Origin of the sequence: Methanococcus maripaludis C5, from assembly GCF_000016125.1 — an archaeon.
Classification (GTDB): Archaea; AGJL01; Methanococci; order Methanococcales; family Methanococcaceae; genus Methanococcus; species Methanococcus maripaludis_D.
The window spans coordinates 1013110-1038163 of sequence record NC_009135.1; the positions used below are offsets into that span (position 1 = coordinate 1013110).

General features: G+C 31.7%; 27 protein-coding genes and 3 pseudogenes. 8 read left to right on the forward strand and 22 right to left on the reverse strand.

The window, feature by feature from the left end; all coding sequences use genetic code 11:
• Window positions 1-14 precede the first annotated feature (14 nt).
• The 16 genes and pseudogenes from MMARC5_RS05330 to MMARC5_RS05405 all read right to left on the reverse strand — a co-directional run bounded on the left by MMARC5_RS05330 (window position 15) and on the right by MMARC5_RS05405 (window position 13904).
• Window positions 15-905, reverse strand: coding sequence for a DMT family transporter (locus tag MMARC5_RS05330; RefSeq protein ID WP_011868813.1), 891 nt, complete (start codon window positions 903-905; stop codon window positions 15-17).
• Between the two features lie 77 nt (window positions 906-982).
• A pseudogene (locus MMARC5_RS10000) lies at window positions 983-1641 on the reverse strand (amino acid ABC transporter permease).
• Window positions 1642-1675: 34 nt separating this feature from the next.
• Window positions 1676-2461, reverse strand: a complete 786-nt coding sequence (locus MMARC5_RS05340) for an ABC transporter substrate-binding protein (protein ID WP_011868814.1) — start codon at window positions 2459-2461, stop codon at window positions 1676-1678.
• Window positions 2462-2655: 194 nt separating this feature from the next.
• Window positions 2656-3201 (reverse strand): annotated as a pseudogene (locus MMARC5_RS10005) (CD3072 family TudS-related putative desulfidase).
• 8 nt (window positions 3202-3209) lie between these two features.
• Complete coding sequence (hisB, locus tag MMARC5_RS05350; protein WP_011868815.1) at window positions 3210-3782, reverse strand: imidazoleglycerol-phosphate dehydratase HisB; 573 nt, start codon at window positions 3780-3782, stop codon at window positions 3210-3212.
• Between the two features lie 90 nt (window positions 3783-3872).
• Entirely contained in the window at window positions 3873-5168 is a 1296-nt protein-coding gene (locus tag MMARC5_RS05355; protein WP_011868816.1) for a single-stranded-DNA-specific exonuclease RecJ, read from the reverse strand.
• A 60-nt stretch (window positions 5169-5228) separates the two neighbouring features.
• Entirely contained in the window at window positions 5229-5840 is a 612-nt protein-coding gene (locus MMARC5_RS05360) for a TIGR00296 family protein (RefSeq protein WP_011868817.1), read from the reverse strand.
• Window positions 5841-5940: 100 nt separating this feature from the next.
• Window positions 5941-7791: a molybdopterin biosynthesis protein gene (locus MMARC5_RS05365; RefSeq protein WP_011868818.1), complete on the reverse strand. Its 1851-nt coding sequence runs from the start codon at window positions 7789-7791 to the stop codon at window positions 5941-5943.
• A gap of 27 nt (window positions 7792-7818) precedes the next feature.
• A complete protein-coding gene (gene amrS, locus MMARC5_RS05370) occupies window positions 7819-8829 on the reverse strand; it encodes an AmmeMemoRadiSam system radical SAM enzyme (protein ID WP_011868819.1) in 1011 nt (336 codons plus the stop codon).
• Between the two features lie 14 nt (window positions 8830-8843).
• Window positions 8844-9359 (reverse strand): chorismate pyruvate-lyase family protein, encoded by a 516-nt coding sequence (locus tag MMARC5_RS05375; RefSeq protein WP_011868820.1) that lies wholly within the window; start codon window positions 9357-9359, stop codon window positions 8844-8846.
• A 38-nt stretch (window positions 9360-9397) separates the two neighbouring features.
• Window positions 9398-10000 carry a DUF7121 family protein gene (locus MMARC5_RS05380; protein WP_011868821.1) on the reverse strand — a complete coding sequence of 201 codons (603 nt, stop codon included), beginning with the start codon at window positions 9998-10000 and terminating at the stop codon, window positions 9398-9400.
• A gap of 125 nt (window positions 10001-10125) precedes the next feature.
• Window positions 10126-10767 (reverse strand): phosphoserine phosphatase SerB, encoded by a 642-nt coding sequence (gene serB, locus MMARC5_RS05385; protein WP_011868822.1) that lies wholly within the window; start codon window positions 10765-10767, stop codon window positions 10126-10128.
• 36 nt (window positions 10768-10803) lie between these two features.
• Window positions 10804-11541 (reverse strand): phosphoribosylaminoimidazolesuccinocarboxamide synthase, encoded by a 738-nt coding sequence (gene purC, locus MMARC5_RS05390; protein WP_011868823.1) that lies wholly within the window; start codon window positions 11539-11541, stop codon window positions 10804-10806.
• A gap of 70 nt (window positions 11542-11611) precedes the next feature.
• Window positions 11612-12604 (reverse strand): 3-isopropylmalate dehydrogenase, encoded by a 993-nt coding sequence (locus MMARC5_RS05395; RefSeq protein ID WP_011868824.1) that lies wholly within the window; start codon window positions 12602-12604, stop codon window positions 11612-11614.
• Between the two features lie 170 nt (window positions 12605-12774).
• Window positions 12775-13065 (reverse strand): hypothetical protein, encoded by a 291-nt coding sequence (locus tag MMARC5_RS05400; RefSeq protein ID WP_231288439.1) that lies wholly within the window; start codon window positions 13063-13065, stop codon window positions 12775-12777.
• A 227-nt stretch (window positions 13066-13292) separates the two neighbouring features.
• Complete coding sequence (locus MMARC5_RS05405; RefSeq protein ID WP_011868826.1) at window positions 13293-13904, reverse strand: hypothetical protein; 612 nt, start codon at window positions 13902-13904, stop codon at window positions 13293-13295.
• Window positions 13905-13993: 89 nt separating this feature from the next.
• Between MMARC5_RS05405 and MMARC5_RS05410 the strand changes: the two genes are divergently transcribed.
• The 4 genes and pseudogenes from MMARC5_RS05410 to MMARC5_RS05425 all read left to right on the forward strand — a co-directional run bounded on the left by MMARC5_RS05410 (window position 13994) and on the right by MMARC5_RS05425 (window position 17402).
• Complete coding sequence (locus MMARC5_RS05410; RefSeq protein ID WP_011868827.1) at window positions 13994-15064, forward strand: DUF123 domain-containing protein; 1071 nt, start codon at window positions 13994-13996, stop codon at window positions 15062-15064.
• 25 nt (window positions 15065-15089) lie between these two features.
• Window positions 15090-15502, forward strand: a pseudogene (locus tag MMARC5_RS05415) (CGGC domain-containing protein).
• A gap of 199 nt (window positions 15503-15701) precedes the next feature.
• A complete protein-coding gene (locus MMARC5_RS05420) occupies window positions 15702-16319 on the forward strand; it encodes a DUF432 domain-containing protein (RefSeq protein ID WP_231288440.1) in 618 nt (205 codons plus the stop codon).
• On the forward strand, window positions 16320-17402 hold the full coding sequence (locus MMARC5_RS05425; protein ID WP_011868829.1) for a mechanosensitive ion channel family protein: 1083 nt from the start codon (window positions 16320-16322) through the stop codon (window positions 17400-17402).
• Window positions 17403-17406: 4 nt separating this feature from the next.
• On the opposite strand, the gene MMARC5_RS05430 is transcribed toward MMARC5_RS05425, so the two are convergent.
• The 4 genes from MMARC5_RS05430 to MMARC5_RS05445 form a co-directional block, all read right to left on the reverse strand.
• Window positions 17407-17637, reverse strand: coding sequence for a hypothetical protein (locus MMARC5_RS05430; RefSeq protein WP_048058483.1), 231 nt, complete (start codon window positions 17635-17637; stop codon window positions 17407-17409).
• Window positions 17638-17642: 5 nt separating this feature from the next.
• The gene (locus tag MMARC5_RS05435; RefSeq protein WP_011868830.1) at window positions 17643-18212 is read right to left on the reverse strand and encodes a hypothetical protein; all 570 of its coding nucleotides are present in this window, start codon (window positions 18210-18212) and stop codon (window positions 17643-17645) included.
• 158 nt (window positions 18213-18370) lie between these two features.
• Entirely contained in the window at window positions 18371-18880 is a 510-nt protein-coding gene (locus MMARC5_RS05440) for a HEPN domain-containing protein (RefSeq protein WP_011868831.1), read from the reverse strand.
• Complete coding sequence (locus tag MMARC5_RS05445; RefSeq protein ID WP_011868832.1) at window positions 18867-19484, reverse strand: nucleotidyltransferase domain-containing protein; 618 nt, start codon at window positions 19482-19484, stop codon at window positions 18867-18869. Before MMARC5_RS05445 ends, MMARC5_RS05440 begins: the two co-directional genes overlap by 14 nt.
• 236 nt (window positions 19485-19720) lie before the next feature.
• Here MMARC5_RS05445 and MMARC5_RS05450 point away from each other — a divergent pair, with 236 nt between their 5' ends.
• Together MMARC5_RS05450 and MMARC5_RS05455 are read left to right on the forward strand one after the other, a co-directional pair.
• A complete protein-coding gene (locus MMARC5_RS05450; RefSeq protein ID WP_011868833.1) occupies window positions 19721-21379 on the forward strand; it encodes a SulP family inorganic anion transporter in 1659 nt (552 codons plus the stop codon).
• A 412-nt stretch (window positions 21380-21791) separates the two neighbouring features.
• Complete coding sequence (locus tag MMARC5_RS05455) at window positions 21792-22013, forward strand: class III signal peptide-containing protein (protein WP_011868834.1); 222 nt, start codon at window positions 21792-21794, stop codon at window positions 22011-22013.
• On the opposite strand, the gene MMARC5_RS05460 is transcribed toward MMARC5_RS05455, so the two are convergent.
• Both MMARC5_RS05460 and MMARC5_RS05465 read right to left on the reverse strand, forming a co-directional pair.
• Window positions 22014-22637, reverse strand: a complete 624-nt coding sequence (locus MMARC5_RS05460) for a helix-turn-helix transcriptional regulator (protein WP_011868835.1) — start codon at window positions 22635-22637, stop codon at window positions 22014-22016. It abuts the gene before it with no gap.
• A gap of 15 nt (window positions 22638-22652) precedes the next feature.
• A complete protein-coding gene (locus tag MMARC5_RS05465) occupies window positions 22653-23378 on the reverse strand; it encodes a hypothetical protein (protein ID WP_011868836.1) in 726 nt (241 codons plus the stop codon).
• Between the two features lie 505 nt (window positions 23379-23883).
• On the opposite strand from MMARC5_RS05465, the gene MMARC5_RS05475 reads away from it, so the two are divergent.
• Window positions 23884-24330: a hypothetical protein gene (locus tag MMARC5_RS05475; RefSeq protein ID WP_011868837.1), complete on the forward strand. Its 447-nt coding sequence runs from the start codon at window positions 23884-23886 to the stop codon at window positions 24328-24330.
• Between the two features lie 39 nt (window positions 24331-24369).
• Window positions 24370-24939, forward strand: a complete 570-nt coding sequence (locus MMARC5_RS05480; RefSeq protein ID WP_011868838.1) for a hypothetical protein — start codon at window positions 24370-24372, stop codon at window positions 24937-24939.
• Window positions 24940-25054 lie beyond the last annotated feature (115 nt).

A 25054-nucleotide genomic window follows, 5' to 3' on the forward strand; every position in this document is an offset into this window, starting at 1 on the left:
TTTACTTTTATTTTTTAATTTTCAATAATTTCAGGAACTTTACTTTTTTCGATTGTAACAATTATTACAGAAACTAAAATTAAAATGCTACCAAAACCAATTTTAAAGCTAATTACTTCATTTAATAAGATTATCCCTAGAATTATACTCACTATTGGTTCGAGTGTGCTTAATATCGCAGTATTAGATGGACCTATCAATTTTATTCCTTCTAAAAATGCAATCAATGCCACAACCGTACAGAATACCGATATAATCCCAATTGAAACATAACTTGAAAATGCCATATTTAATGTTAAACTATTTGTAAATAGGCCATAAATAAAAAGTAAGACTGAAGATAAAATTGATAGATAAAATATGGTTATATACGAGTCTATTTTTGAATACCTGCATTTTCCAGCAGAAACAATGTATCCTGCATAAACTAAACCTGAACCTGCTGCAAGTAATACTCCATAGATATCAAAACCTGCACAGTTGCCGCCAACTAAACAGTACATTCCTAAAAATGAAAAAATAAGTGCGAAAGCTTTATTTATTCCCAGCTTTTCCTTAAAAATGATTAACATTAATAATGTAACGGTTACAGGATAGATGAAGTGTAATGTGGTTGCAACACCTGTTGGTATGGAATTATAAGCTTCGTAAAGAAATACTGTGTTTAAAGCGTACAAAAATGCGCCGTAAAATAAAATTTCTACAAAATTATGTTTTGAAATTTTTAAGCTTATTTTTTTAAATTTTAAAAATACATATAAAATTAATCCTGCAATCAAAAAACGAAACATTAATGTAGTAACTGCATTTGCTCCGCCATCGTATGCAAATTTAGTTAAAAAAGGCATTATGCCGAATGCAACGGATGAATAAATTGTATATGCAGTTCCTTTTACTTTGTTCATCGTATAACTCGCGAATATCATTTGAAACTAGTGATAAATCGCTTTAGGTATATAAATATTGCTGGCATGCATAAAAATTATCGTTCAAATGCGCCATTTAACTTTTTTTCAATTTTCCACGAGCTTATCGAGATTATCGACACCAATACCAGATATATGGGCCCGATTGTTAAATATATTTCAAAAGGTCGTGATGTTCTCGTGTAAATGAGCTGCCCTATCCTCGTAAGTTCAGTAATTGCAAGAACAGATATTAAAGAACTTTCTTTTAAGAGCGATGAAAATGAATTTACTAGTGGGGGAATAGTTATCCGGAACGCTTGTGGAAGCACAATGTAAACCATACTTTCAATTTTACTCATTCCAAGTGATTCTGCAGCCTAAAACTGTCTCACTGGAACGGATTGTATCACGACTCGTATTATCTCTGAAATATATGCCCCACCATTTAGTGAAAGTCCGAGAACTGCTCAAAAGTACTCGACATTACGATTCCAACTGATTGCAGTCCATAGTATATGAAAAAAAGCTGGATTAAAAGAGGAGTTCCCCTAAAAACTTCAACGTATGCCATTAAAATCAGATTTAAAGTTTTTGAAAAATTCATTGCACGTATGGAACCCACTAAAACCGCAATAACAACTGCCAATAAAAAAGACATTATCGTTATGTTAAGGGTAACAAAAACAGCATCGATAATGAAAGGAATATTGTTATAAACAAGGTAAAATTTCATAAAAACACCAAAATTAGTTTAAAAGTTTAGAAAATTATTCTAAAATTAACCATTTGTCTTGGATTTCGTCGTACATTCCATTTTCTTTTATTTTTGAAAGTGCTTCGTTTAATTTAGCGGTCAATTCTTTAGCACCTTCTTTTTGAACCATTGCGATTTCTGCAGAAGCTACGGGAGTATCGAGAACTTTTAAATCAGGACATTTTGAAATTTCAGATAATGCGTATGTGTATCCTACAAAAACTGCGTCAGATCTGTTATTTTGAAGATCAATCATTGCTTCAGGATTGTAATTATATCTTTTTATTTCTTGTATTCCCGAAAGTGCGTCAACTGCTTGTTCACTACCAAAACCGAGCTGTACACCAACTATTTTTCCAGATAAATCTGAAACACTGGTAATTTCATTGTTATCAATTCTTACAACAATTACATCGTTTAATTCGTAGTAAACGTCACTCATTTCTACATTTTCGACAGATGCTTCTTTTTTAGACATACAGGTGATTAATGTATCGTAATCCCCTTTTGAAAGTCCGCCTAAAAGTGCTTGCCATTCAGCATCGATAATTTCAACTTCAACACCCAATTCTTCACCGAGTGCTTTTGCAAGATCTACATCAAAACCTTCGATTTCGCCAGTTGTTTCATTTCTTGATTCAAATGGGGGCCACGTAGCACAAAAACCTACTTTTAATACGCCATTTTCTTCGACATTTTTCCAAGAAAGATCTTCATCAATTTGAGCTTCAGAACTGGAAACACAGCCTGAAAACATTAAAACTGTTCCAATAATAAGAATTAAAAGTTTGTTATTCATGTAATCATTGCCAGATATTTAGTTTAGAGATATTTAGTTTAGAGATATTTAGTTTAGAGATATTTAGTTTAGATATTAAAATATATATTAGTAATTGAAAAATTATCTAATAATTAAACTATATTGTAAATTTATTAATAGCCATTGAAATAAAAAAATAAGAATTTATAAACTTTAAAAAAGTAAAAATTGGATTATATAAATTTTTTTAAGTGGTTGAGAGAATCTTCAATATTTTCTTCATATATTGCGGTGCATTTTATTGCTATTTCATTTTCTTTAAGTATTTTTAGGATTTCATCATAAATATTCCTTTTTCGGAGACCATTTCTAATTTTTCAAGTTTTTCGGCCATATTCCCATTGCTCGAATATCCGCCCCATTCTTTTGAAGAGCATGTTTCGTATATCCCACAACTTGGGCTTTTATCAATCCCCACTAAAAGAGATACTTCGTAACCGTTTTTTATATAATCAAGAACTTGTTCTAAAATCGGCTGAAATAATTTTCTAGTTATTTTTCTAAAATGGGGGTATGAAAATGCTCTTTAACATGTCCCCATCTTTTTATACCATATATTGCCATTTCAGGACAGGTAACTGGATAATTCCAAAACCTTCGTCCATCAGGTAATTTACAACATTCCGTAAAGCACCACCGTACTCAGAAAGGCATTCGACTTTTGAATTACAGTTTAAAATACAGTGCGCTACGAGTGCTATTTTCTTGTTTCTGTTCATTATATCCCTTAAATTACGCCTTTTGTACTAACAATCCCTTTTCTTTCGTCTACATGTGTTGCCATATCCATTGCAACCCCAAATGCCTTAAAGAGGGCTTCAACTTTGTGGTGTTCGTTTTCACCAGTCACTTCAAAATGTAAGTTTATTTTTGCATTGTTTGAGAACGATTCAAAAAAGTGTACAACATTTTCCGTTGAAAAATTACCTATTTTTTCAGTGTTTGGCGTATAATTTCCAACAACGTAAGGCCTACCGCCAATATCAATAGATACTGTTGCCTTTGCTTCATCCATTGGAATTATTGCCCACCCAAATCTTTTGATGTTCTTTTTTTCCATATTTTCAAAAGCTTTTCCAAGAACAATGCCCACATCTTCCACCGTGTGGTGATCATCAATTTCTAAATCCCCTAAAACATCTAATTTTAAATCAAATGCGCCGTGTTTTGCAAACGAAGAAAGAACGTGGTCAAAAAATGCAATTCCTGTTTTTATTGCATATTTTCCGGTTCCGTCGATATTGAGTTCAAGGTGTATTTTCGTTTCGTTTGTATCCCGTGTTACTTTGAAAGCTCTCATAGTATCCCCTAATTTTTTGGCTAATAATATATTACGTCGCGTTATTTATATTTTAATCATTAGTCCCATGCTTTTTATTTTCAAGTACCTTTACTTTTTCAACTGTTTACCAACAATTTCATTGACCTTTTCCAAAAATTCATTTAAATAATTCTTTTGGAGGGCTGCACCAGATGCGATATTGTGTCCACCACCATCTCCACCAAATTCTTTTGATGCAGCCATTGCTTCTGAAAGATTTAGTCCCCATTCAACGAGTTCCTTGTTTCCTCTTGAAGAAACCTTATAAATTTCGCTTTGCTCGTTAAATCCTAGTACTGGCTTATCTTTTACCATTAATGCGGCAATTATTCCGGTTTTTCCTTTTTCACCGATAAAATATTCGATATTATCCATAGAATTTAATTTTACGTTTTTTAATTCTTCAATTAATTCTTCCTTGTATTCAATGTATAATTTCTCGCCGTGTTTGATGCATTCATCATCTCCAAGCAAAATTCCAATTCCGACTGCAGTCATCTCTTTTCTGCCACATGCATTCAAAACTTCTGATAGGTAAAACGCATCGTTTATTTTATGATTTATTTCGTATCTATCAACCATTAACTCGTCATTTTTGTTAAATTTTTCAAAATATTCGAGCAAATTTTCTGCTTCTTTTGCAGTTATTCCTTTTTTTTCAGGATTTATTTTTAATTCATCAAAAATCTCTTTTATTTTATCGATACTACTTAATTCTCTGATATACGGTTGAGTTGAATAACATATCGACTTTGAAATTGGTAAATTGTAGCAATTGTAAACAATATCTTTTATAACGCTCAAATAACGGTTCTTCCTTGCTTCATTTAAGATATATTTATTCAATCCAATAAATGGCAAGTGTTGCATGTCCCCAATTGCCCCAACAATTGCAATAGGTGCTAAATCATAATATCCAAATAATCTTGCAATTAAATAACATACTCCACTTGCAGAAATCTCTTTTGCACCATTTGCCCCAAAAATGTGTGGATTTAACTGTAAAATATTTCCAATTTCAGTTTCGGCCACTTTTGGAGGGTGGTGATCAAGAATTATTGCATTAAATCCAAGATTATTTATCAATTCAATCTGACCGCTTCCCATATCGCAAAATATAAACATTTTATCGTTTTCTTTTGCGAGATCTTCAATAGATTCTTTTGATAAATGCTCCAAAATAGTCATTTGTGCATTTTTATTTAACCTGATAAGTGTTTTAAGCACAATTGAACCAGATGTAAGTCCATCAGGATCGTGGTGTGTTACAATTCTTATTAATCCATTATAAGTTTCTAGTTTTTCTTTTATTTTTCCAGTAATTTGATTAAATTTAAAAATATCTTCAATAGGCATTATATCCATGAAAATCACATTAAAACAGTTTTATATGTTATATATTTTCCAAAATTAAAAAAGTATGGGTTAACATCCAGTATACGTTGATTTTTCAACTACTGGGCCACCAGGTACAAGCTCTTCGAACACCTGTGCCTGAAAAGACTTTATTTTAACGTCATAATCAGTCCATGCGGTTACAGGAAGTCCTGCTTTTAAACATAAGTTCGATAAAAACTGCTTTGTATCCCAGTTATACTCTGTAGCCACCTGTGGAAGTAATAATCCCCTATAAGGCCCAAATTCAATAATAAGTCCATCTCTTCCGACTTTGAGTTTTTCCAAATATTCCCTTGGATCTTTAACATCTACATCTTCAGGAGTTGTTAATACACTAACTTCTATAATCGTGTCTTTAAGCTCAGGATGTGTTAAAGGCTGAAATCTAGGGTCGTGGACTGCAGCACTTATTGAAGTTTCTTTTATCGCATCAACAAGCGACATTATGGGTTCAGGAATTCCAATGCACCCCCTTAAATCATGTTCTGGATACGTATGTAGTGACACAAAAATTCCTCGAACATTTTTAAATTTATCAGGATAACTTTGAATATTCGGCTCTTCGCCTTTTAAATACTGTTCAAGCACATTTCGAGAATGTTTGATTATTAAAGTCCCCTCTTCAAGATTTAATTTCAATTTAAATCCCCCCAAATGATATTCCAAAAAATGATAATTCTATTAATTAATTATCTAATTGGTAATTTTTAAATATATCTAAAATTTAAAAAAAATAAAATTAGCACCCATAAATAATTTTTCCCGTGTCTTTTGACTTTTTAAATGGAAGTTCTTCGTTTTTGAGCGTTTCTATGAATTTAATTATATCTTCATCATATAATTTTTCTTTAGGAATTAAAAGATCGTAATTTTCGTCTGCAATTGGAATAAATTCCAAATCATAGTGATCAGAAATTGTACTTATACCAAGTCCAATCTGTGCTTTACCCATTGAAACAGCAGCCCCCACCGCAGAATGCGTTTTTGCTTCAATGTCATATCCATTTATCGAATTTTTATCAATATCATTTTCTTTTAAGAATTTATCAAAGAGTATTCTTGTTCCTGAACCTTTATTCCGGTTAATTATTTTATAATATCGAATTTTTTCAATTAAATCTTCCATTGATTCTATTCCAAGCTCTTTTTTAAACATGAAACCTTGTTCACGAACATATCCTCGAACTAAAACAGAATCAGTTACATTGTATTTTTTTAGATATGAAATATTATATTCGCCATTGTTGTCTAAAAGGTGAATTCCGGCAATGTCTGCTTCATTTCTTTTTACCGCCATTATTCCACCAAGAGAACCAGTATTTACAGTTCTTGCAAGAATTTGACCTTTTCGTAAAATCCTGTCGATTCCAACACAGTGGCTTCCGATAATATTGAGCCCAATCCTAATATCGCCAAACATGTGTACATCAAACATCTCATCTTCAACAATTTCTCTGTTTTCGGGAATTATAATATATCCATCAGCATATGTGAGTGAAGTTATCGCTTCGCTCCCCTTTAAAACAGGATAGGCCCCGTAACCATCTTTTCCCCGGATTATTGAAACTGGAAGGTATTCTTCTCGTCCCTTAGCTGACATGTATCGATTATAAACTTGTGCCCGCATTGTTTTTCCTTTTTCATTGAATAACACATCAAAAATGGTTAAACATGACGTTGGATATCCTGGAAGTCCTACAACCAATTTTTTCCCAATTCTTCCGATAATAGTTGGTTTTCCAGGTTTTATTTTTATCCCATGTACTAGGATTTCCCCGCCAAGCTCTTCGATTGCAGTACTTGTTAAATCACCAACTCCTGCAGATGTTCCGCCACTAAGCAGTATTACGTCTTCATTCATTGCTTTCTTTAGTTTATCCATTAAATCTTCTTTATTATCCTTTACAATCCCATAAAAATTAAAATTCCATCCCTTTTCTAAAATAGATGATGCTATCGTGTATGTATTCACATCGTAAATTTTATATGGCCCCAATTCCTCTTCCGGACTGATTAGTTCATTTCCAGTAGATAAAAGCCCGATACTTGGATTTTTAAATACATTTAACTTATTTTTACCAACTGCAGATATTGCACCGATATCTCTTGGAGATACAACAGTATTCTTTCTCATTATGAGTTCCCCAACCATAATATCGTTTCCACATGGCTGGATATTTTCATGTGGGGAGACTGCCTTGTAGAGTTTTACAGAATTTTCTTCAATTTCCGCAAATTCAACCATAACTACCGCATCAGCACCTTTTGGAAGGGGTGCTCCCGTTGCAATCTCCATGCATTGGCCGGACAGTATTTCTAAATCAGAATTTCCGCCTGCACGTATTTTATCAATTATTTCGAGAGTAACAGGTTTATCTTCTTCAGCTTCATAAGTATCTTTTGCCCTTACGGCATAACCATCCATTCTTGAACGATCAAATGGGGGCACATCCACATTTGAAACGATGTCTTCTGCAAGTATTCTTCCAGGAAGTTCAAAAAGACTTACTTCTTCGGTGCTTAATTCATTTAAAAGAGTTTTTACAACTTCTTTGGCATGCTCAATTGTGCAAAGTTCTAGGTATCTCAAGATATCACCTAAATATTTAAAAATAATTTAAAGTATCAAGTCTAATTCTTTACCGCATTTTGGACATTTGGGAGTTTTTGATGATTTATCAAGATGTAATTCAGGTTTTTGGTATCCAAAACGATCCACTACGATGGATTTGCATTCGGGGCAGTAAGTATTATATCCCGCACCAAATGGAACGTTTCCGGCATAAACATAATGCAATCCTGCATTTAACGCCATATCTCTTGCTTTTTTAATTGTTTCCATACGGGTAGATGGTACAGAGGTTAGTTTGTAGTGCGGATAAAATGCAGTGAAATGAAGTGGAGTATCAACTCCAAGTTCATCTTTTACAAAATTAATTATTGATTCTATATATTTTGGATTATCGTTGTATGTTGGAACGACTAAATTTGTAATTTCTATATGTATTCCAAGTTTTTTTGCCAATCTGCAGGTTTCAAGAACAGGTTCCAATTCTGCAAGGCATATTTTTTTATAAAACTCACTATTTCCTTTTATATCAATATTCATTGCATCGATTTCAAGTTTTTTCAGGGGTTCCTTTTCAATATACCCATTTGTAACCATTACGTTGAATAAATCGTGTTTTTTTGCTAATTTTGCTGTTTCTTGCATAAATTCATAAAATATAGTTGGTTCGGTGTAGGTATATGCAATTCCTTCGCATAGGTAATTTTTAGCAAGTTCAACAACGTCTTCAGGCGTTAATTCACTGAAAGGAACTTCTTCAGGTAATGACTGGCTTATTTCCCAGTTTTGGCAGTGTTTACACTTAAAATTACATCCTGCAGTAGCTATTGAAAAAACGCTCGTACCGGGTTTGTAATTAAATAAAGGTTTTTTTTCAATAGGATCAACTGCTGTCGCACATATTTTTCCATAATTTACTGCATAAAGTGAGCAATCAATATTTTCTCGGCCACCACAAACTCCTCGTTTTCCAGAAGAAATTATACAGTGTCTTGGACAGATATTACACTTTATCTTACAATTTTCAAGGTTTTCATAAAAAAGCGCTTCTTTTAACATCGAATCACTTCTGATTAAATGTGATCTTCAAGATTAAACATTTCAGTTATCGTCATAATTACCTTGTTTTTGTGGATTATATTATAGGTTCTTTGGGGAATTTTACTTCTTTTCGGATTCAATTTAGTTATAACCGAATCTGGAACTTCTTTTACTTCTATTTCGACGATTTCTCGCCTTGTTTCCAAATTGTGGATCTTTAAAATTTTTCCAATCGGGATGTCTGCTGAAAGAAGGTCTTTTCTTATTTTTTCGCGTATTTGTATCTCATCTATGCTTTCAAGCGGTGTTTCTGAAGTTGCATAGATTAGGGGAATTCCATTTACTCCGAGCAATACTGCCCTATAATTTACATTATCCATTATTTCTTGATGGAGTGTTTCCACAACAACTTCATTGCCGAAAAGAATTTCCAAAAGGTTTGTAATACTTCCGTCGGTCCCTAAAAGGATTTTTTCTTCGTTTATTAACCCATGTATTTTCGAAAGGTCCCCTATGACGATATGGGGCTTTATATAACTATCATTCATAATTTTCACATAATAAGTATCAATAAATTAAAATAAAATTAGATTTCTTCTTCTACTATTTCTTTTATCTTCATTTCTTTCAATTTGTCGTATAACTCAGTAGCTTTTGCTTTTAAGTCATTTATTTCGGCGTAAGTCTTCAAAAGTTCCTGATGTTTTTCAGCACTTACTCTTGCATTTTCAAGCACTTTTTTATGTTCTTCTGAAGATTGGTTTACAAGAACGGAAATTCCATCAGACATTGTCTTTATGGTTTCATTCAAGTTTTCTAATTCTACCGCTTTGTCATATAACTTTCTGTGAGATTCAATTTCTCGGACCATTTCTTTTTCTTGGTCCATTGACATTGGTTTTGTCTGAAGGGTAGTTTCCAGTTGTTCTATCTTTTGTGCAAGATACGACTTACTTATCTTCATTGACTTAAACTCAGCAAGCATGTCTGCTCTTTTTTGTTTTAAGAGCCTGATTTCTTCAATCTGATCTTTGACCTTTACATTGATGTCTTCCCTTAAATCTTTGTATTTTTTGACATCGTCGTTTGCTGTGTCCCTAATTTCTTTTAATTCTTTGGCATTTTCATACAATTCTTTTATCTGTGTATTTATTTCGTCAAGTTTAGTTTTTATTGTAGTGTAATCCATTTTTAACACCGAACCCCCATTTAACATATTATAAATTTTTGTTGTAAGCTATATAAATATTTTTATTTGATACAAAGCAAAAAAGTTCTAAAAAAGCCGTTTTAGGTCAAAAAAAGCGAAAAAAGTTAGTTAAGGTAGTTCAATATTTCTTTTAAGTCCTTTTTGTCGATGCATATATCTGCCTTCGATCTCAAAATTTCTTTTGCACAAAAAGCTATTTTAAAGCCTGCTCTCTCAAACATACTTACGTCGTTTGCCCCGTCCCCAACTACGACCGTGTTTTCAAGAGAAATGTTTTCATTTGCTGCAATTTCTTTTAAAATATCCCCTTTTGCAGTCTCGCCCATTACTGGGCCAATAACTTCGCCAGTAAGAATTCCATTTTCAGATAAAAGAGTATTTGAATAAGAGTAATCAAGTCCCAGCACTTTTTTGACATGTTCGGCCCCAAAATCAAATCCTCCACTGACAACGGCTGTAACATATCCTTGTTTTTTAAGTTCTCCTATTAATTCATGTGCACCATTCATTATGGGAATTTTTTTTGCAAATTCATCAAGTTTTTCAACAGGAATTCCTTTTAAAAATTTTACCCGTCGTTTTAGCGATTCTTCAAACTTTATTTTACCTTTCATCGCTTCTTCAGTTATTTTTTTAATTTCCGATTCAACACCTGCAAACTTTGCAATTTCGTCAATGACTTCGCAATCTGCAAGTGTGCTATCTAAATCAAATAAAATAAGTTTTTTTACTGAATTATTTGTCATTATTCCACCAATTTGGTAAAAGAAAAATTAAAATAATTATTTTAAACATCCGATTCTTTTAGCAACGGTTTTGTATTTTTCCAAAACATCGCCTAAATCTTTTCTAAATACATCCTTATCAAGAACGTCTTTTGTTTCTTTGTCCCAAAGTCTCATTGTATCGGGGCTAATTTCGTCAGCAACAACAATGTCACCATCAACGGTTTTTCCAACTTCGATTTTAAAATCAACTAAAATTATTCCTTTTTCATCGAAAAATCCTTTTAAAACGTCGTTCACTTTTAAAGCGAGTTTTTTAATTTCAACTAATTCTTCTTCGGTTGCAAGACCAAGTTCAATTGTAATTTCATTGTTCAACATTGGGTCTCCGTAGTCGTCATTTTTGTAATCAAACTGTGTAACTGCTGTTTTTAATACCTGTCCCTGTTCGAATGGATATTTTTTACAGAGGCTTCCTGCAGCAATGTTTCTTACAATTACTTCCAAAGGAATTATCTTAACGTTCTTTGCAATCATGTGGTTTGGCTCGATGTACTCGATAAGGTGTGTTGGAACGTTATTTTGTTCGAGTATTTTGAAAAGTTCGTTTGAAATTAAGGTGTTTAAATATCCTTTTCCAGATTTTACGTCGTGTTTTGCACCGTTTCCAGCAGTTATATCGTCTCTGAATTCAACCAAAACTTCTTTTTCGTTTTCTTCGATTTTGTAGATTGATTTTGCTTTTCCAGCGTAAATAGGCTCTTTTGCAGTTATTTTTGAAATATCATATGACATAATCTCACCAGATGCGAATTAATTATAATAAAAAAATAAAATAAGATTTTACCACATATAATGGTTACAGTTATACTCTTTTTGCGACTTCTTGGCCCATTTCACTTGTTGAAAGGGTACCGCCAAGATCAGGTGTTGTCAATCCAAGACTTAAAACTTCTTCGAGAGCTTTTTCAACTTTGTCAGCAGCCCCATTTTCTTTTAAGTATCTTAACATCATTACCGCAGTCAGTATTGTTGCAGTTGGGTTTGCGAGGCCTTTTCCTGCAATGTCTGGAGCTGATCCGTGAATAGGTTCAAAAAGGCCGTAATCGTCACCAACATTTCCTGACGGAGCCATTCCGAGTCCTCCGACCATCCCTACTGCGCCGTCTGACAATATGTCACCAAATAAGTTAGATGTAACTACAATATCAAAAGTTTCGGGTCTTGAAATTATGTACATATTCATTGCGTCCACATAAAAGTCTTCAGTTTTGATATCTTCGTAATCTTTTGAAACTTCGTAGAATGTTTTCTTAAATAATCCATCAGTAATTTTTAAAACGTTTGCTTTGTGTGCACAGGTAACTTTTACTTCTTTTCCAGTTGATTTCCTGTCTTTCGCCATTTCGAATGCATGTTTGAATATCCTTTCAGAAGCTTCTTTTGTAATAACCCTTGTTGCTACAGTAACCCCTTCAGTAATTTCAGATTCGATTCCTTTGTAAAGGCCTTCTGTATTTTCCCTTACAATTATGTAATCAATACCCGTTTTAAGGCAGTTTATTCCATTGTAGGATTTTACGGGCCTAATATTTGCATAAGTATCCAATATTTTTCTTAATTTTACAATAACATCAGCAGCAGTTTCTCCAGCAGCACCAAATAACACTGCATCCGCAGTTTTTGCAGCGTTGATTGTTTCTTCTGGAAGTGCCACTCCAGTTTTTTCAAATACTTCGTCGCCTGCTAAAGCGTAGTTAAATTCAAATTCGATACCAGTAGCTTTTAAAACTTCTACAGCAGCCGGAACCACTTCTTTCCCGATCCCGTCGCCTTCAATTACGCAGATTTTATGCATTGCAAAATCACCTTTACGGGCCAAACCCTTGTTTCACGTTGACGTTTGCATCTATATAGATTATCGATATATTAAAATCTAACGCCGAATATCAATTTTAAAGTTATAAAAAAGCAGACATTAATTATAGTCAAAAATAAAAAAGTTATACGTTATAAAAAAAATAGTATTTATTTACTGTTATTTCTTATGTAATCTTTTAAATCATCCTTATTTTTAATTTCAGGTGATTTTTTATGATAAAAAGTTCTAAATTTATCGATATCATCCATTAGGTCCAGATTATAATTATTTTTCAGAATATCAAGTACTTTACCCGTACAGTTTTGATTTTTTAACTTGATACTGGCGTATACCATACCAAGAAGATTTTTAAATTCATCGTCTGAACTGTGACCAGTATTTATAATATGCTTGATATGTTTCTTAATTTTTGAATATTCCTCGTCAGAATACGGCAAAGATATCCCTTTTAAACATTTTTGATCTTGCATGGTTTATTATTAACATTCATTTTTGAATTTCCAAATATATATAATAAATACAAATGAATTGAACCAAAAAAATATAATAATCTTAAAATAGAAAATTAAGTCAATTACATGTTCATATTTGTTAATTAACACATTATAGGGTATTAATCAATATATATTACAAAATAAAAAAAAATAATCAAAAATAAATCTGGCTAATCCTCATCCGTTACAAAAATTAGCGGAAATACAATGTCACTCGTACAGCATGGAACCCATACTGCAATAAAGAGGAATATAAATATCTCAAAACACATTAAAAAACTTAATCCTGATCCCAGCGCCATTATTATATGAAAAAGTGATGCAGAAGTACTTAGAAATACGTGTCCTGAATGCGGTATTTTTGTAAATGGTTTTAAATATGCCAAAACTATTCCAAGTACTGCTAACGAGTTTACAAGCCAGAATTCTTCAATAAATCCAATATGGGCCCCCCTATTTGGTAAATCTAAAAGAATTTCTCCAACATATGGAATTAATGAATCACTTATCGTTGCGATGATTAAAGAGCCGGCATAACCTATTAAAAATAATGTTAAAAAACCAGTAATTGACTTGGATCTGCCTTTTTTATATAATTTATACATCGAAGTTGTAGTAAATGCACTTAAAAATACATGTATTGGATGAAGCGTATAAAATATTGAATAGGATTTACTAAACGAAATTCCATTAAAAATAATCAATAATACTATGCCAAAAATAGCCCCCAATATAGTAAATGGCATGTGTTCCTTTAATTCTTTAACAATTTGGTTAATCATAAAAACCCCGATTGTTAGTAATTTAACTAAATTCATCCTAAAATGTTAATATAATAAAAATAATATATAAATTAACCGACGAGATAGCCATGAACAATCTTGATACCCCATTTATTAAATTTTTAGATATTTTAGGCGAAAATTTAAAAAAAGATGCAGTAGTTGACAAAATATCTAAAAATTCAGACGAAAATGAACGGGCTTTTAAAATATTAGTTTCTACAGTGATAAGCGCACGAACCAAAGATGAAACTACCGCAAAAGTATCAAAAGAGCTATTCAAAAAAGTAAAAACTCCAAAAGAGCTTTCAGAAATTTCTTTAGATAACCTTGAAAAGTTAGTTCACCCTGCAGGATTTTACAAAACTAAAGCTAAAAATCTAAAAAAATTAGGCAAAATTTTACTTGAAGAGTACGATTCAAAAATTCCAAATTCAATTGAAGAACTTATAACACTTCCAGGGGTTGGACGAAAAACTGCAAACTTAGTAATGACTCTTGCATTTGATGAATACGCAATCTGTGTTGACACACACGTTCACAGAATTACAAATCGTTGGAATTATGTTGATACTGAGTTTCCTGAAAACACAGAAATGGAACTTCGAAAAAAACTTCCGAAAGATTACTGGAAAAGAATTAACAATCTACTTGTTGTATTTGGCCAAGAAATATGCAGCCCGATTCCAAAATGCGATAAGTGTTTTTCTGAAATTCGAAAAATCTGCCCCCACTACAATTCATTAAAAGAACTCGAAAAAATTTATAAAGAGTTCAACTTTAAAAAGACCCCAAAAACTAAAATCCCCAAAGACAAAGGCACTTACGTCTTAAGAATAAAGATGAACGCTCCAAGAACCATTCTCGTTGGAAAAAGAGAGATTAAATTTAAAAAAGGAGATTATTTTTACATCGGTTCTGCAATGGGTAACAGCATGAATTTATACAATAGAATAAGCAGGCATCTGTCTGAAAATAAGAAAAAAAGATGGCATATTGATTATTTACTGGAATTTTCAAATGTAAAAGAAGTAAACGTAACAATTGGACGATTTGAATGTGATGTTTCGCAGAAGTTTAATATAGTGTTCGATTCTGTGGAATCTTTCGGATGTTCGGACTGCAAGTGTAAAAGTCATCTCTATTACATTAAACCATGAATAAAAGTAAAAATATGGGATATCCATGAACACAAAATATGTAGTTATAATCCAATGTAATCTGGCTAAAAACCGGTGTAGCAGTATGAGATGCACCAACGCATTTTATGAGAAAACTGATGCGTTTAAAAATTATAATAAAGATACAAAATACATTTCTTTTACCTGTGGAGGCTGTTCTGGCAAAGTGGTAAGTTCAAAACTTACAAACTTTTCAAGATGGCTTAAAAAATTGACAATATTGAAAAAGATGAAGTTAAAATACATCTTTCATCCTGTATGTCGACAGATAACGCCCATTACGATAGCTGCCCAAATATCGACTATATACAGTATATTATAAAGAAAAAAGGCTACAATAATATTGTTGAAGGAAGTATTTTCAGTGAACGTTCTGAAAAATTGCGAAAAGAAGGCTTTTATAAAAAATACCAATAATTATATTTATTTTTAAAAAAATTTAAAATAAATAAAAAGCTCCATTTTCGAAAAATAATATCCCCGTAATCTCTTTTTTAATAATAACATTCAATATTGTTTTTTAAAACGTATTTTTAGGTAAAGACCTTTTTTTGGTAAGAGAAAATATAAATCCTTTGAAAACATATATTATTTCATGTTTGGATATCGACCACTTATGCCTGAAAAATTTCTGGTAGGGGCCCACGAAATTGAAATTGAAGAACTGGATGGTTTATTAAAATATATTAGGGGAAATACTTCAAAATTAATCAAAAAATCATCCTATTCCTTAAGAATTGTTCCGAGTCCTGCAATTGGATACGGGGTGCAGTATTTAACGATTAAATTCAAAGAACCCGTAGTTGTTCCCCCAAAGGATACTTTTAGGGGGTATGTTGAATCCCCGTGTGATATTGAATTAAAACTCGGTGAAATGGAGTTAGATTTGATTAATCTTGGAAAAGAAAAATACGCTATTTACGGAACTGTCGATATCGGAGATATTTCAAGATATCATTTAAGCGAAGTTTACACAAAAGAACCTGATTCTCTTTGTGTTACAAAATTTGTCCTAAGTAATGGTTCAAATTACTGGAAAACCTTTGATAAATTGGTTTTTCCAATCTGGGAAACCATTATGTACTATTCAGAGGATAAAGCATATTATCCAACAATTATTAATCTCACTAAAAATGGAAGCGTAGAAATAATAAATACTGCAAAAGCACCTAAAAATGGGTTAATCGGAACTAAAAATATAACCCCCGTATCACATTTCTTGAGGAGAATTTAAATGATACTAGAACTGCTCGAATTTCTACAGAATAACTTTGTTTATGGATTATCGTATTATTCGGGATTAAAATTAATTTTAATGGTTATTATAGGTTTAGTATTATCATTTTTTATTGAAAAACGGGTTAAAAAGTTATCCGAAACCACAAAACAGGCTTGGATAATAAATGATGAAACTGCAGGCCTCCTCTCAACATTTGTACTTGCAATATTCGTAGTTCTTGCATTAAACGTCATTGAAAGTTTTGTAACATACCAAATATTTGGATTTGATTTAAAAATTTTGATTTACTCGCTACTTTTAGTATATTTCACATATCGGATTTCTAATCGTTCTAAAAGATATTTGCTACTTAAAGGCTCACAAGAAGGGAACTTTGCAGAATACCGTGTAAAAGCAACCATTTTTCATTATTCGGTAATGATAATCGCATTTGGAATAGTTTTCCATATGCTTGGTCTCACCAATAGACTTGGAAGTCTCCTAGTTGCAGGGGGAATTACAGGTATAATTTTGGGTTTTGCATCCCAGACAGTTGTTGCAAATTTTATATCTGGAATATTCCTTTATTTTGATAAACCGTTAAAGATAGGAGATTCTGTAGAAATTGGAACAAGTTCTGGAATTGTAAATGATATTAAAATGATGTCAACAAGAATCAGAACTTGGGATGGCGTATTAGTTAGAATTCCTAATGAAAAGGTCTTCAATTCAGAGATTATAAACAATAAAAAATATCCTGCAAGACGTGTCGATATCGAAGTTGGAATTGCGTACAAAGAAGACGCAGACCGTGCAATTGAACTTATATGGAATATGCTTGAAGATATGACCTATGTTTTGGTTGACCCGGAACCACAAATATTTGTAAATAATCTTGGAAACAGCAGCGTTGATATTTCCGTAAAAGCTTGGACTCCAAGTGAAAAATGGTACGATGTAAAACGAGAAATCATTAAAAACATTAAAAAAGAATTTGATGGGGAAAATATTGAAATTCCATTCCCACAAAGAACTGTATGGTTTCCACAGGATCTTAAAATTAAAATTGATAAAGAAGAGGATAAAAAAATTGAATAAGTTATTAAAAATCTTTTGAATATTCTTTTAATGACTTATTTATTGTATAAACTAAATTCCGAGCTGTAATTATTGATAGAATTACCATCAATATTACAAAAACGGCTGCAATATCATTAATATCGTAAGAAATATAGTTGGTCAGAAATGAAAGTATTTCTGGATTTAAACCGACAGAATATGCGAGTACTATCCAAAAAATTAGTAAAAGAAGAATATTTATTTCTTTTTTCATAATCCCTACTCTTCTTCAGATTCTTCGGTTTCAGTTTTTTCAAACTTTTTTGAAATTTCTGCGGCTTTTCTTTCGATATCCTCTGAAAAAATATTTCCTACGCGAATTATTACAAATATTGCCCAGATTATAAGTAGTAATAAAACGATTCCTGCAAGTGCTGCAAATATTCCTGCAATAAGCGGCAGGAAAAACATGTATGCAATTATTGCAAGCAAAACGTATCCCAATCCCCTAAATCCAGATCGATAATGCTGCAGTTTTTCGTCAGTTAAATCATCTTTCATGAATTTAACTGCAACCATATCTGAAATACCATCTGTTAGCATCAGTATGTTTTTAAGAATCTTTAAAAGAAGTATTACAAGTGCAATTATAACTACACCGGAAATTATGGCTTTCATTCCAACTAATCCAAATATAAACGGATTTCCTAAGAAATCACCAAGTGGTTGGAATACCAAAACTGCAAGAAGCCATATTACAAAAGCAACTGCCAAATTTACAATTATTTTTGGAAAACTTTCGTGAATTTTTCTTTGAGAATCTGCGTAGATCTTATCTTTCGCCCACATACTTTTCACCCCCATTGAAATTATATCATAATGAGTATAAAAACGTAAATTTAGCTAAATTATCCCGATTTAAAAGAAAAAAGAGAATTTAATCAGTAATAACACCTAATAAATATTTAAATAAAAAAGTGAGGCATTTGAAAATAATAATCTTTCGATCAATTTTCGATAATATCTTCGACCTTGTTTATAAAATCAATGGATTTTTTCTGAAGTTCTAAAACTTTAGACTCGCTAAACATTATATCTGTCGAATAACTTGCTTTTTGTCGTTCTGATTTTAAACTCGTATAGAATGTTGCATCTTTTTTAGTAATGGATAATTCGTCAATTAATCGCAACTCTTCTTTTCTAAATTCGTTCGTATAGTTTTTTATCAAAAAAATCATTGTTGCATTGTGACTTCTTGAAATAAATCCTTTTCTTGAAACTAACGCTAGTGCAGCATGATAAACCGCATAATAAAGTCCCACAATACTCCAATCCTGAAAATTACCATTTTTTATATTTTGATTTACAAATGCAAGATTGTGTTTTGCTTTATCCATATGTGCATGAACAAGGGACTTCGCATGGCGTTCTTTTTCAAGATTTTTCTTGTAAATATGAAAATCGTAAGCAATTTCGAGTTTTTCCGTATTTTTAAAATATTCTTCAACGTTTAACATTTAAAATTACCTCGTGGTAATTCTGATGTCCAAAAACTGGAAATCCAGTTAATTTAGCCTGATCTACAATATGATCTTTTGAGTTTAAAAAATAGTCGATTTCGACTGCAACTATACTTATCGGATATAACGACCTGCTTTCAGCTTTTGATTTTGCATATTCCAATTTCTGATTAATTTCTTCTCGATACCGTTTTTGTAAGTCGGGATCTTCAAAAGAATGCGTTACAACCATCAAATCAATGTCACTATTTTCAGTCTCTTTTTTTCTAGATGCAGAACCAAAAAGAATCATAAAATCGATTTCTTTTGGGAAAATTTCAATAAAATCCAGTATCGGTGCCCGAACATTTCTATTCAATTTCCAAAATCGTTCTTCATCGATTTCTGAAAATTTAAAAACTGTTTTTTTGGTATTTTTTAAAATATAAAATGCGTTTGATTTTTCCTTCAATTTTAAAATTTGTTTTTCAGATTCGAGTTTTTTCAAAGCATTTTGAAGAGAACTGTTTGAAAGTCCTGTGAGTTCTTTTAACTCGCTAAAATATAATTTACATTTATTTGCTGCATAATAAGCCCGGTATAATTTATCTAAAGCATTCATGAACAGAAGTTATATTTTTAGATATAAATATCTTACCAATTTTTGGCAATATCTTACCAATTTTTGGTATATTATACAATAATATATTTGAAAGATTGAGGATATGTAAATTGTCCTGAAACATAGGTATTTTCGATATCTTTATATACTGATATTACAATGCGTTATAATCTAAAAAATCAAAAACCTTCGTACTTAATGTAAAAAGATGCGTAAACTCTGGAGGGCACCAGCATATGAAAATTAATCAGAATTTAAATTATGAAAACCTTAAAAATGACCTATTTGCAGGATTTACTATTGCAATAGTCGCATTACCTCTTGCAATGGCCTTCGCAATAGCCTCAGGAGTTTCACCTGAAAAAGGATTATTTACTGCAATAGTCGCAGGTTTTCTAATCTCACTACTTGGGGGAAGTAAATATCAAATAGGGGGGCCAACTGGAGCTTTTGTTGTAATACTTTTTGGAATTATAGCTTCATACGGATACGAAGGACTTGTAATCGCAACATTAATGGCAGGTTTAATTTTAATTGGCATGGGATTGTTAAAATTAGGAAACATTATAAAATTCATTCCTTATCCTGTCACAATGGGATTTACATCAGGAATTGCATTAATTATTTTTTCTACACAGATTAAGGATTTTTTCGGACTTTCGATTGGAAGTATTCCTGCAACATTTTTAGATCAGTGGATCGTATACTTAACACATATCCAGTTATTAAACCCCTATGCACTGTTTATTTCAATATTAACTTTAATCATCCTTACAAATTCAAAAAAAGTATTTTCAAAAATTCCTTCGCCAATAATTGCAATAATTGCTGGAATTTTTTTAGTTTATTTTTTTAATTTACCTGTTGAAACAATTGAATCCAAATTTGGGCAAATACCAAATACAATTCCTTTTCCAAACCTTCCGGAATTAAATCTTCAAAAAATGGAACTTTTATTCCCGAGCGCACTATCTATTGCATTTTTAGGTGCAATAGAATCATTGATGTGTGCTGTTGTTGCAGATGGTATGACTGGATACAAACACAACTCAAATAAAGAGTTAGTGGGCCAAGGAATTGCAAATATCGGATCAGTTTTGTTTGGAGGAATTCCTGCAACAGGGGCCCTTGCACGTACTGCAACAAATATTAAAGCCGGGGCTACATCAAGATTATCTGGAATAATTCATGTAATAATGTTATTTTTATTCATGCTATTACTATCCCCCTTAATTTTAAAAATACCTCTTGCAACACTTTCTGCAATACTTGTAGTTGTAGCATGGAACATGGCTGAAGTAAAACATTTCAAATCAATACTATTTAAATCTCCAAAAAGGGATAGAATCGTATTACTTGTTACATTCCTCCTTACAGTGTTTGTAAATTTAAATACTGCAATACAGATCGGAATGCTTCTTGCAGTGATTGTATTTATGCAGAGATTAATCGAAGTTAGCGAAATTTCTAACTTAAAAACAATTCCACAAGAAAAAGATCCATATTCAATTACTTTAAAGGATGTTCCACCATGTATTGAGGTTTATGAGGTAAATGGACCATTTTTCTTTGGAATCGCAGATAAATTCAAAAGTACGTTAAATGTAGTTGCTAAAAGAAAACCTTCTGCAATAATCCTTCGTATGCGTAATGTTCCAATAATTGATGCTACAGGAATAAAAAATCTCGAAGAGTTTATTGAATCGTCTAAAAAACAGGACATATCTTTGATTATTTCAGGTGCAGACTATAACTTAAGAAAAAAATTTGAAAAATATGGATTGACAAATATGATTGGTAAAGAAAATATTTGTGAGGATATCGATTTAGCACTAGCTCGTGCAAGAGAATTAATAAAAATAAAACACCCTGAAACAGGTTTGTGTCCAGAATAACAAAAATTGAATTAAATAATAAAAAATTAAATGCATGCTTCCTGTTTAAAACAGTATGGTGCATAGCATGCATTTCGTGTTTCAACCGAAAACTGGTTATGGATCTGTGACGTTTTAGGCCAATTTTATCTAAAGAACCAATATGTTCTTTTAAACTCCCCAATATACCCCAGAAAAATTAATTCTGGGATAATATATTTTCTCTATAACGCAATATTTATTATTTTGGGGATTAATGTTAATAAAAATGGATTAAAATGGAAATATTGTAAAAAACGTTATTTTAAAGTTAAATAACCTTTTACCATTTAGTTGAAATTAATTGAAAATAAAGGATTAAAGTTATATAATTCTTTAAAAAGAATATTAAATAACATAATTTGATTAATGTGTGACTTTTTGGTGGGGAATTATGTTAAAAAAATTATATTCAAAAAAAGGACAGGTTTCGATGGAAATTGGGATTTTAGTCGGGGCTTCTGTTGCAGTAGCTACGATTGCAAGCTATTTTTATGTAGTACATGTTAAATATTCAGATACTCATGCGGGTGAAACTGCAAAAAACATGAGTGATGCCTTATTAAACGTTACAGGAACGGTTTGTGGCAACATTTCTGAAATAACAATTACATAATTAAAATTTATTTAATTTTACTTTCTTGCTTATTCCGTGTTCATATCTTAAAATTATTCCCCTAAGTTCTAAATCACTTAAAGTTCTGGAAAGAGTCGATTTTGGAATTTTTGTTCTTTCAAAAAGTTCACTCTGAGTCATTTCCCCATGATCCATTAAAATTTTTACTATAGTTTTTTCGTTTCCTTTTAAAATTTTAATAAAATTCTCGTTTCTTAATTTTTCTTCGTTTTCAGAGGTTTTTACTTCAGATTCCATGTTTAAATTTTGAATTTCATTCGTATTTCCATTTTTAATTTTATCATTGACCTTTGAAGATACAATTTTTCCAATATGGTCGTTTAAATCACTTAAATCTATCTTATTAACATTATTTTTCTCCGAAAGCTCTAAATCACGAACTGTAAAGTAAATTAGAGTAGTACTTAAGCAAAGCGAAAAGGATGCCAAAACCATTAACATACAATCATAAAGCGTGTACACATTAGGAACTTCCTGAACATACGTGGTATCCCCTTGAACGATTACCTGAACTGTCGGTGGATATAAAAATTTAGAAGTTAGCACAATTACTGAAACGATAAATATCAGCATATATACGGCTATTTTAACTTTTGAACTCATAAATTTCACACAATATTAATTTAAAGGCTTACCCATTTTGAAAACTTTCCTTTCAGTAATGTCCACCATTACCACATATCTCGAACCATCTTCGATATCCAATACAACCATCGCATAAGTGGCATTTTGGAAATTTTTATTGCTTAAATACACCATGTCTTGAATAGTTATATTGTAATCCCTATCATTTATAATTTGAGCTGTTTTTTGGTCATTAGACAGTATTTCTTTAACCGTTTTTACATCTTCTTCAGTAAATCCAGTAGCTTTGATCTCAGAATATCCATCTTCGTGTTCAATAACAAGAGTTTTAGACTTGATTTCAAATGTAGTGTAGTTTTTGATAGATTGAACTTTGTTTTCATTGACATTTACAAGTACATATATCAATGTGTCATTTTTCGATAATATAACACCTTTACAATTTTCACCATATTCTTCAAAATCTTCTTTTAGTAACATAGTACCTGGTGCAAGCCCGTAACCTTCAGCTAAATACCCTGAAACAGTTATATTAGACTTTGCAATTTCAATTGCATGATTTTGATCCTGCGTTAAATGAGGGCTTTCTTCAGGATATGGCTTAAATTCAGCCATTTTTGGATTAGTTTCAAAGTCATTTGCAATGAATAAATCATCTTCGATAAGTAATGAATCAAAAGGTCTCATTATACCAATTGCAACCCCTATAATTGTCAGTACTAAAAATATAATCAAAATTCGTTTCATGATACCAACCATTTTATTTATTTAACAATTACATTGTCCAAACAGTATAATTATTTGACGTGGAACACTTGTTCCATTTAATGGAATCGTTCATTTTTACAGTATAGTATATAAATGCTAATTTATAACCCTTTCAAAATTTTGAAAAATCTTTTTGAAAAATATCAAAATTATATTCCATAATTCCATATCACGGGCTTTATGGTATTTAAAAAGTTTAAACAATTTTTTTATTAATTCAATCGAAATATAAATATTATTTTTAGGATATAATCCCATAATAGCTTCAAAATACCATTTCATAATATGGAAATGCCGTTTCAAAATACATTCATATTCTGTTCCCACAGTAGGTTAGTTGAAAGTAATTGTGAGAACACTTACTTTCAAAACCTAATTGTATGGGGATTCAATTAGGAATTAAGGAGTTATTAGATCCCAATAATTCCTAAATTAATAACCTGAAAAATATAATTTCCAAATTATTGCCTTTTGGAAATTAACCCTATGTGATAACATGAATAAAAAATTAAAAAATACTGCTGGAGCCATTCTTATGGTTATCACACTAGTGCCCTACTGTATGGCTATGGACGAACAGACTTCTGAAAAATCCAGTAGCATATTTAATAATATATTGTCTTGGTTGAAGTCGGCATTTGGAACCGATATACAAGTTAAACTTGAAAATAATACCTCCAAAAATATGCCAATGATACCAGCAAATAATTCTGAAAATATGAATATGCTTGAAATGAATAACAGTACACCTGAAAACGAAATAAATAAAACACGAATTACCCTGAATAATATGCCTGAAAATTTCAATGAATCATACGTGCCAGATCATGGAAATATGTTGGGTATGCCCGAAAACGTTAATAACACAAAATACCCGCCCCGAATTCCTGAAAACTTTGAAAATAACAACCCGATCGAAATAAATTCAAATATTACCCGATAAAAACTTAAAAAAATATACAAATAAATATAGGGTGTGAATGTGAAAAAAATTATACTTGGAATATTGATGGTTCTTGGACTTGTTTCCATATCCTTTGCAGCATCAGAATTCAAAGATATGGGAAAGCAAGGACCCGGAAATATGTGCCCAATCGACTTCCAGAACATGACGACTGAAGAAATTCAGGAAGCTCTTGAAGAACAGCTTGCTGAGCTTCAGGATGAATATGCTTCTTGTGAAGACGAACAATTACGAACAAGAATTCAAGAAAGAATTGAGATGACTCAAGGATTGATTGATGATCCTGAAAAAATTGAAGAAATGATAACTAACATGCCTGAAATGCCTGAAAGACGTGTAAAAGGAATGAATATCGACTTCCAGAACATGACGACTGAAGAAATTCAGGAAGCTCTTGAAGAACAGCTTGCTGAGCTTCAGGATGAATATGCTTCTTGTGAAGACGAACAATTACGAACAAGAATTCAAGAAAGAATTGAGATGACTCAAGGATTGATTGATGATCCTGAAAAAATTGAAGAAATGATAACTAACATGCCTGAAATGCCTGAAAGACATAGAGAAGGCCCAAAAGCTGACTCTGAATAATATAACACCCCCAAATGAAAACATTTAAAATAACACCTAATTTTTAATTTTTTAAAGTGATAGAAATGATTAGATTACTGCTCCCAATATTATTGATGTTATTAATTATATTTGG

Bases quoted from the DNA above. Each gene is read 5' to 3' on its own strand.
- MMARC5_RS05410 (WP_011868827.1), top strand. From the start codon at position 13,994: ATGAACAATCTTGATACCCCATTTATTAAATTTTTAGATATTTTAGGC.
- amrS (WP_011868819.1), bottom strand. From the start codon at position 8,829: ATGTTAAAAGAAGCGCTTTTTTATGAAAACCTTGAAAATTGTAAGATA.
- MMARC5_RS05405 (WP_011868826.1), bottom strand. From the start codon at position 13,904: ATGATTAACCAAATTGTTAAAGAATTAAAGGAACACATGCCATTTACT.
- MMARC5_RS05355 (WP_011868816.1), bottom strand. From the start codon at position 5,168: ATGGATATAATGCCTATTGAAGATATTTTTAAATTTAATCAAATTACT.
- serB (WP_011868822.1), bottom strand. From the start codon at position 10,767: ATGACAAATAATTCAGTAAAAAAACTTATTTTATTTGATTTAGATAGC.
- MMARC5_RS05475 (WP_011868837.1), top strand. From the start codon at position 23,884: ATGAATAAAAAATTAAAAAATACTGCTGGAGCCATTCTTATGGTTATC.
- MMARC5_RS05445 (WP_011868832.1), bottom strand. From the start codon at position 19,484: ATGAATGCTTTAGATAAATTATACCGGGCTTATTATGCAGCAAATAAA.
- MMARC5_RS05340 (WP_011868814.1), bottom strand. From the start codon at position 2,461: ATGAATAACAAACTTTTAATTCTTATTATTGGAACAGTTTTAATGTTT.
- MMARC5_RS05440 (WP_011868831.1), bottom strand. From the start codon at position 18,880: ATGTTAAACGTTGAAGAATATTTTAAAAATACGGAAAAACTCGAAATT.
- purC (WP_011868823.1), bottom strand. From the start codon at position 11,541: ATGTCATATGATATTTCAAAAATAACTGCAAAAGAGCCTATTTACGCT.
- MMARC5_RS05460 (WP_011868835.1), bottom strand. From the start codon at position 22,637: ATGAGTTCAAAAGTTAAAATAGCCGTATATATGCTGATATTTATCGTT.
- MMARC5_RS05430 (WP_048058483.1), bottom strand. From the start codon at position 17,637: ATGAAAAAAGAAATAAATATTCTTCTTTTACTAATTTTTTGGATAGTA.
- MMARC5_RS05425 (WP_011868829.1), top strand. From the start codon at position 16,320: ATGATACTAGAACTGCTCGAATTTCTACAGAATAACTTTGTTTATGGA.
- MMARC5_RS05450 (WP_011868833.1), top strand. From the start codon at position 19,721: ATGAAAATTAATCAGAATTTAAATTATGAAAACCTTAAAAATGACCTA.
- hisB (WP_011868815.1), bottom strand. From the start codon at position 3,782: ATGAGAGCTTTCAAAGTAACACGGGATACAAACGAAACGAAAATACAC.
- MMARC5_RS05380 (WP_011868821.1), bottom strand. From the start codon at position 10,000: ATGGATTACACTACAATAAAAACTAAACTTGACGAAATAAATACACAG.
- MMARC5_RS05395 (WP_011868824.1), bottom strand. From the start codon at position 12,604: ATGCATAAAATCTGCGTAATTGAAGGCGACGGGATCGGGAAAGAAGTG.
- MMARC5_RS05455 (WP_011868834.1), top strand. From the start codon at position 21,792: ATGTTAAAAAAATTATATTCAAAAAAAGGACAGGTTTCGATGGAAATT.
- MMARC5_RS05435 (WP_011868830.1), bottom strand. From the start codon at position 18,212: ATGTGGGCGAAAGATAAGATCTACGCAGATTCTCAAAGAAAAATTCAC.
- MMARC5_RS05420 (WP_231288440.1), top strand. From the start codon at position 15,702: ATGCCTGAAAAATTTCTGGTAGGGGCCCACGAAATTGAAATTGAAGAA.
- MMARC5_RS05330 (WP_011868813.1), bottom strand. From the start codon at position 905: ATGAACAAAGTAAAAGGAACTGCATATACAATTTATTCATCCGTTGCA.
- MMARC5_RS05465 (WP_011868836.1), bottom strand. From the start codon at position 23,378: ATGGTTGGTATCATGAAACGAATTTTGATTATATTTTTAGTACTGACA.
- MMARC5_RS05375 (WP_011868820.1), bottom strand. From the start codon at position 9,359: ATGAATGATAGTTATATAAAGCCCCATATCGTCATAGGGGACCTTTCG.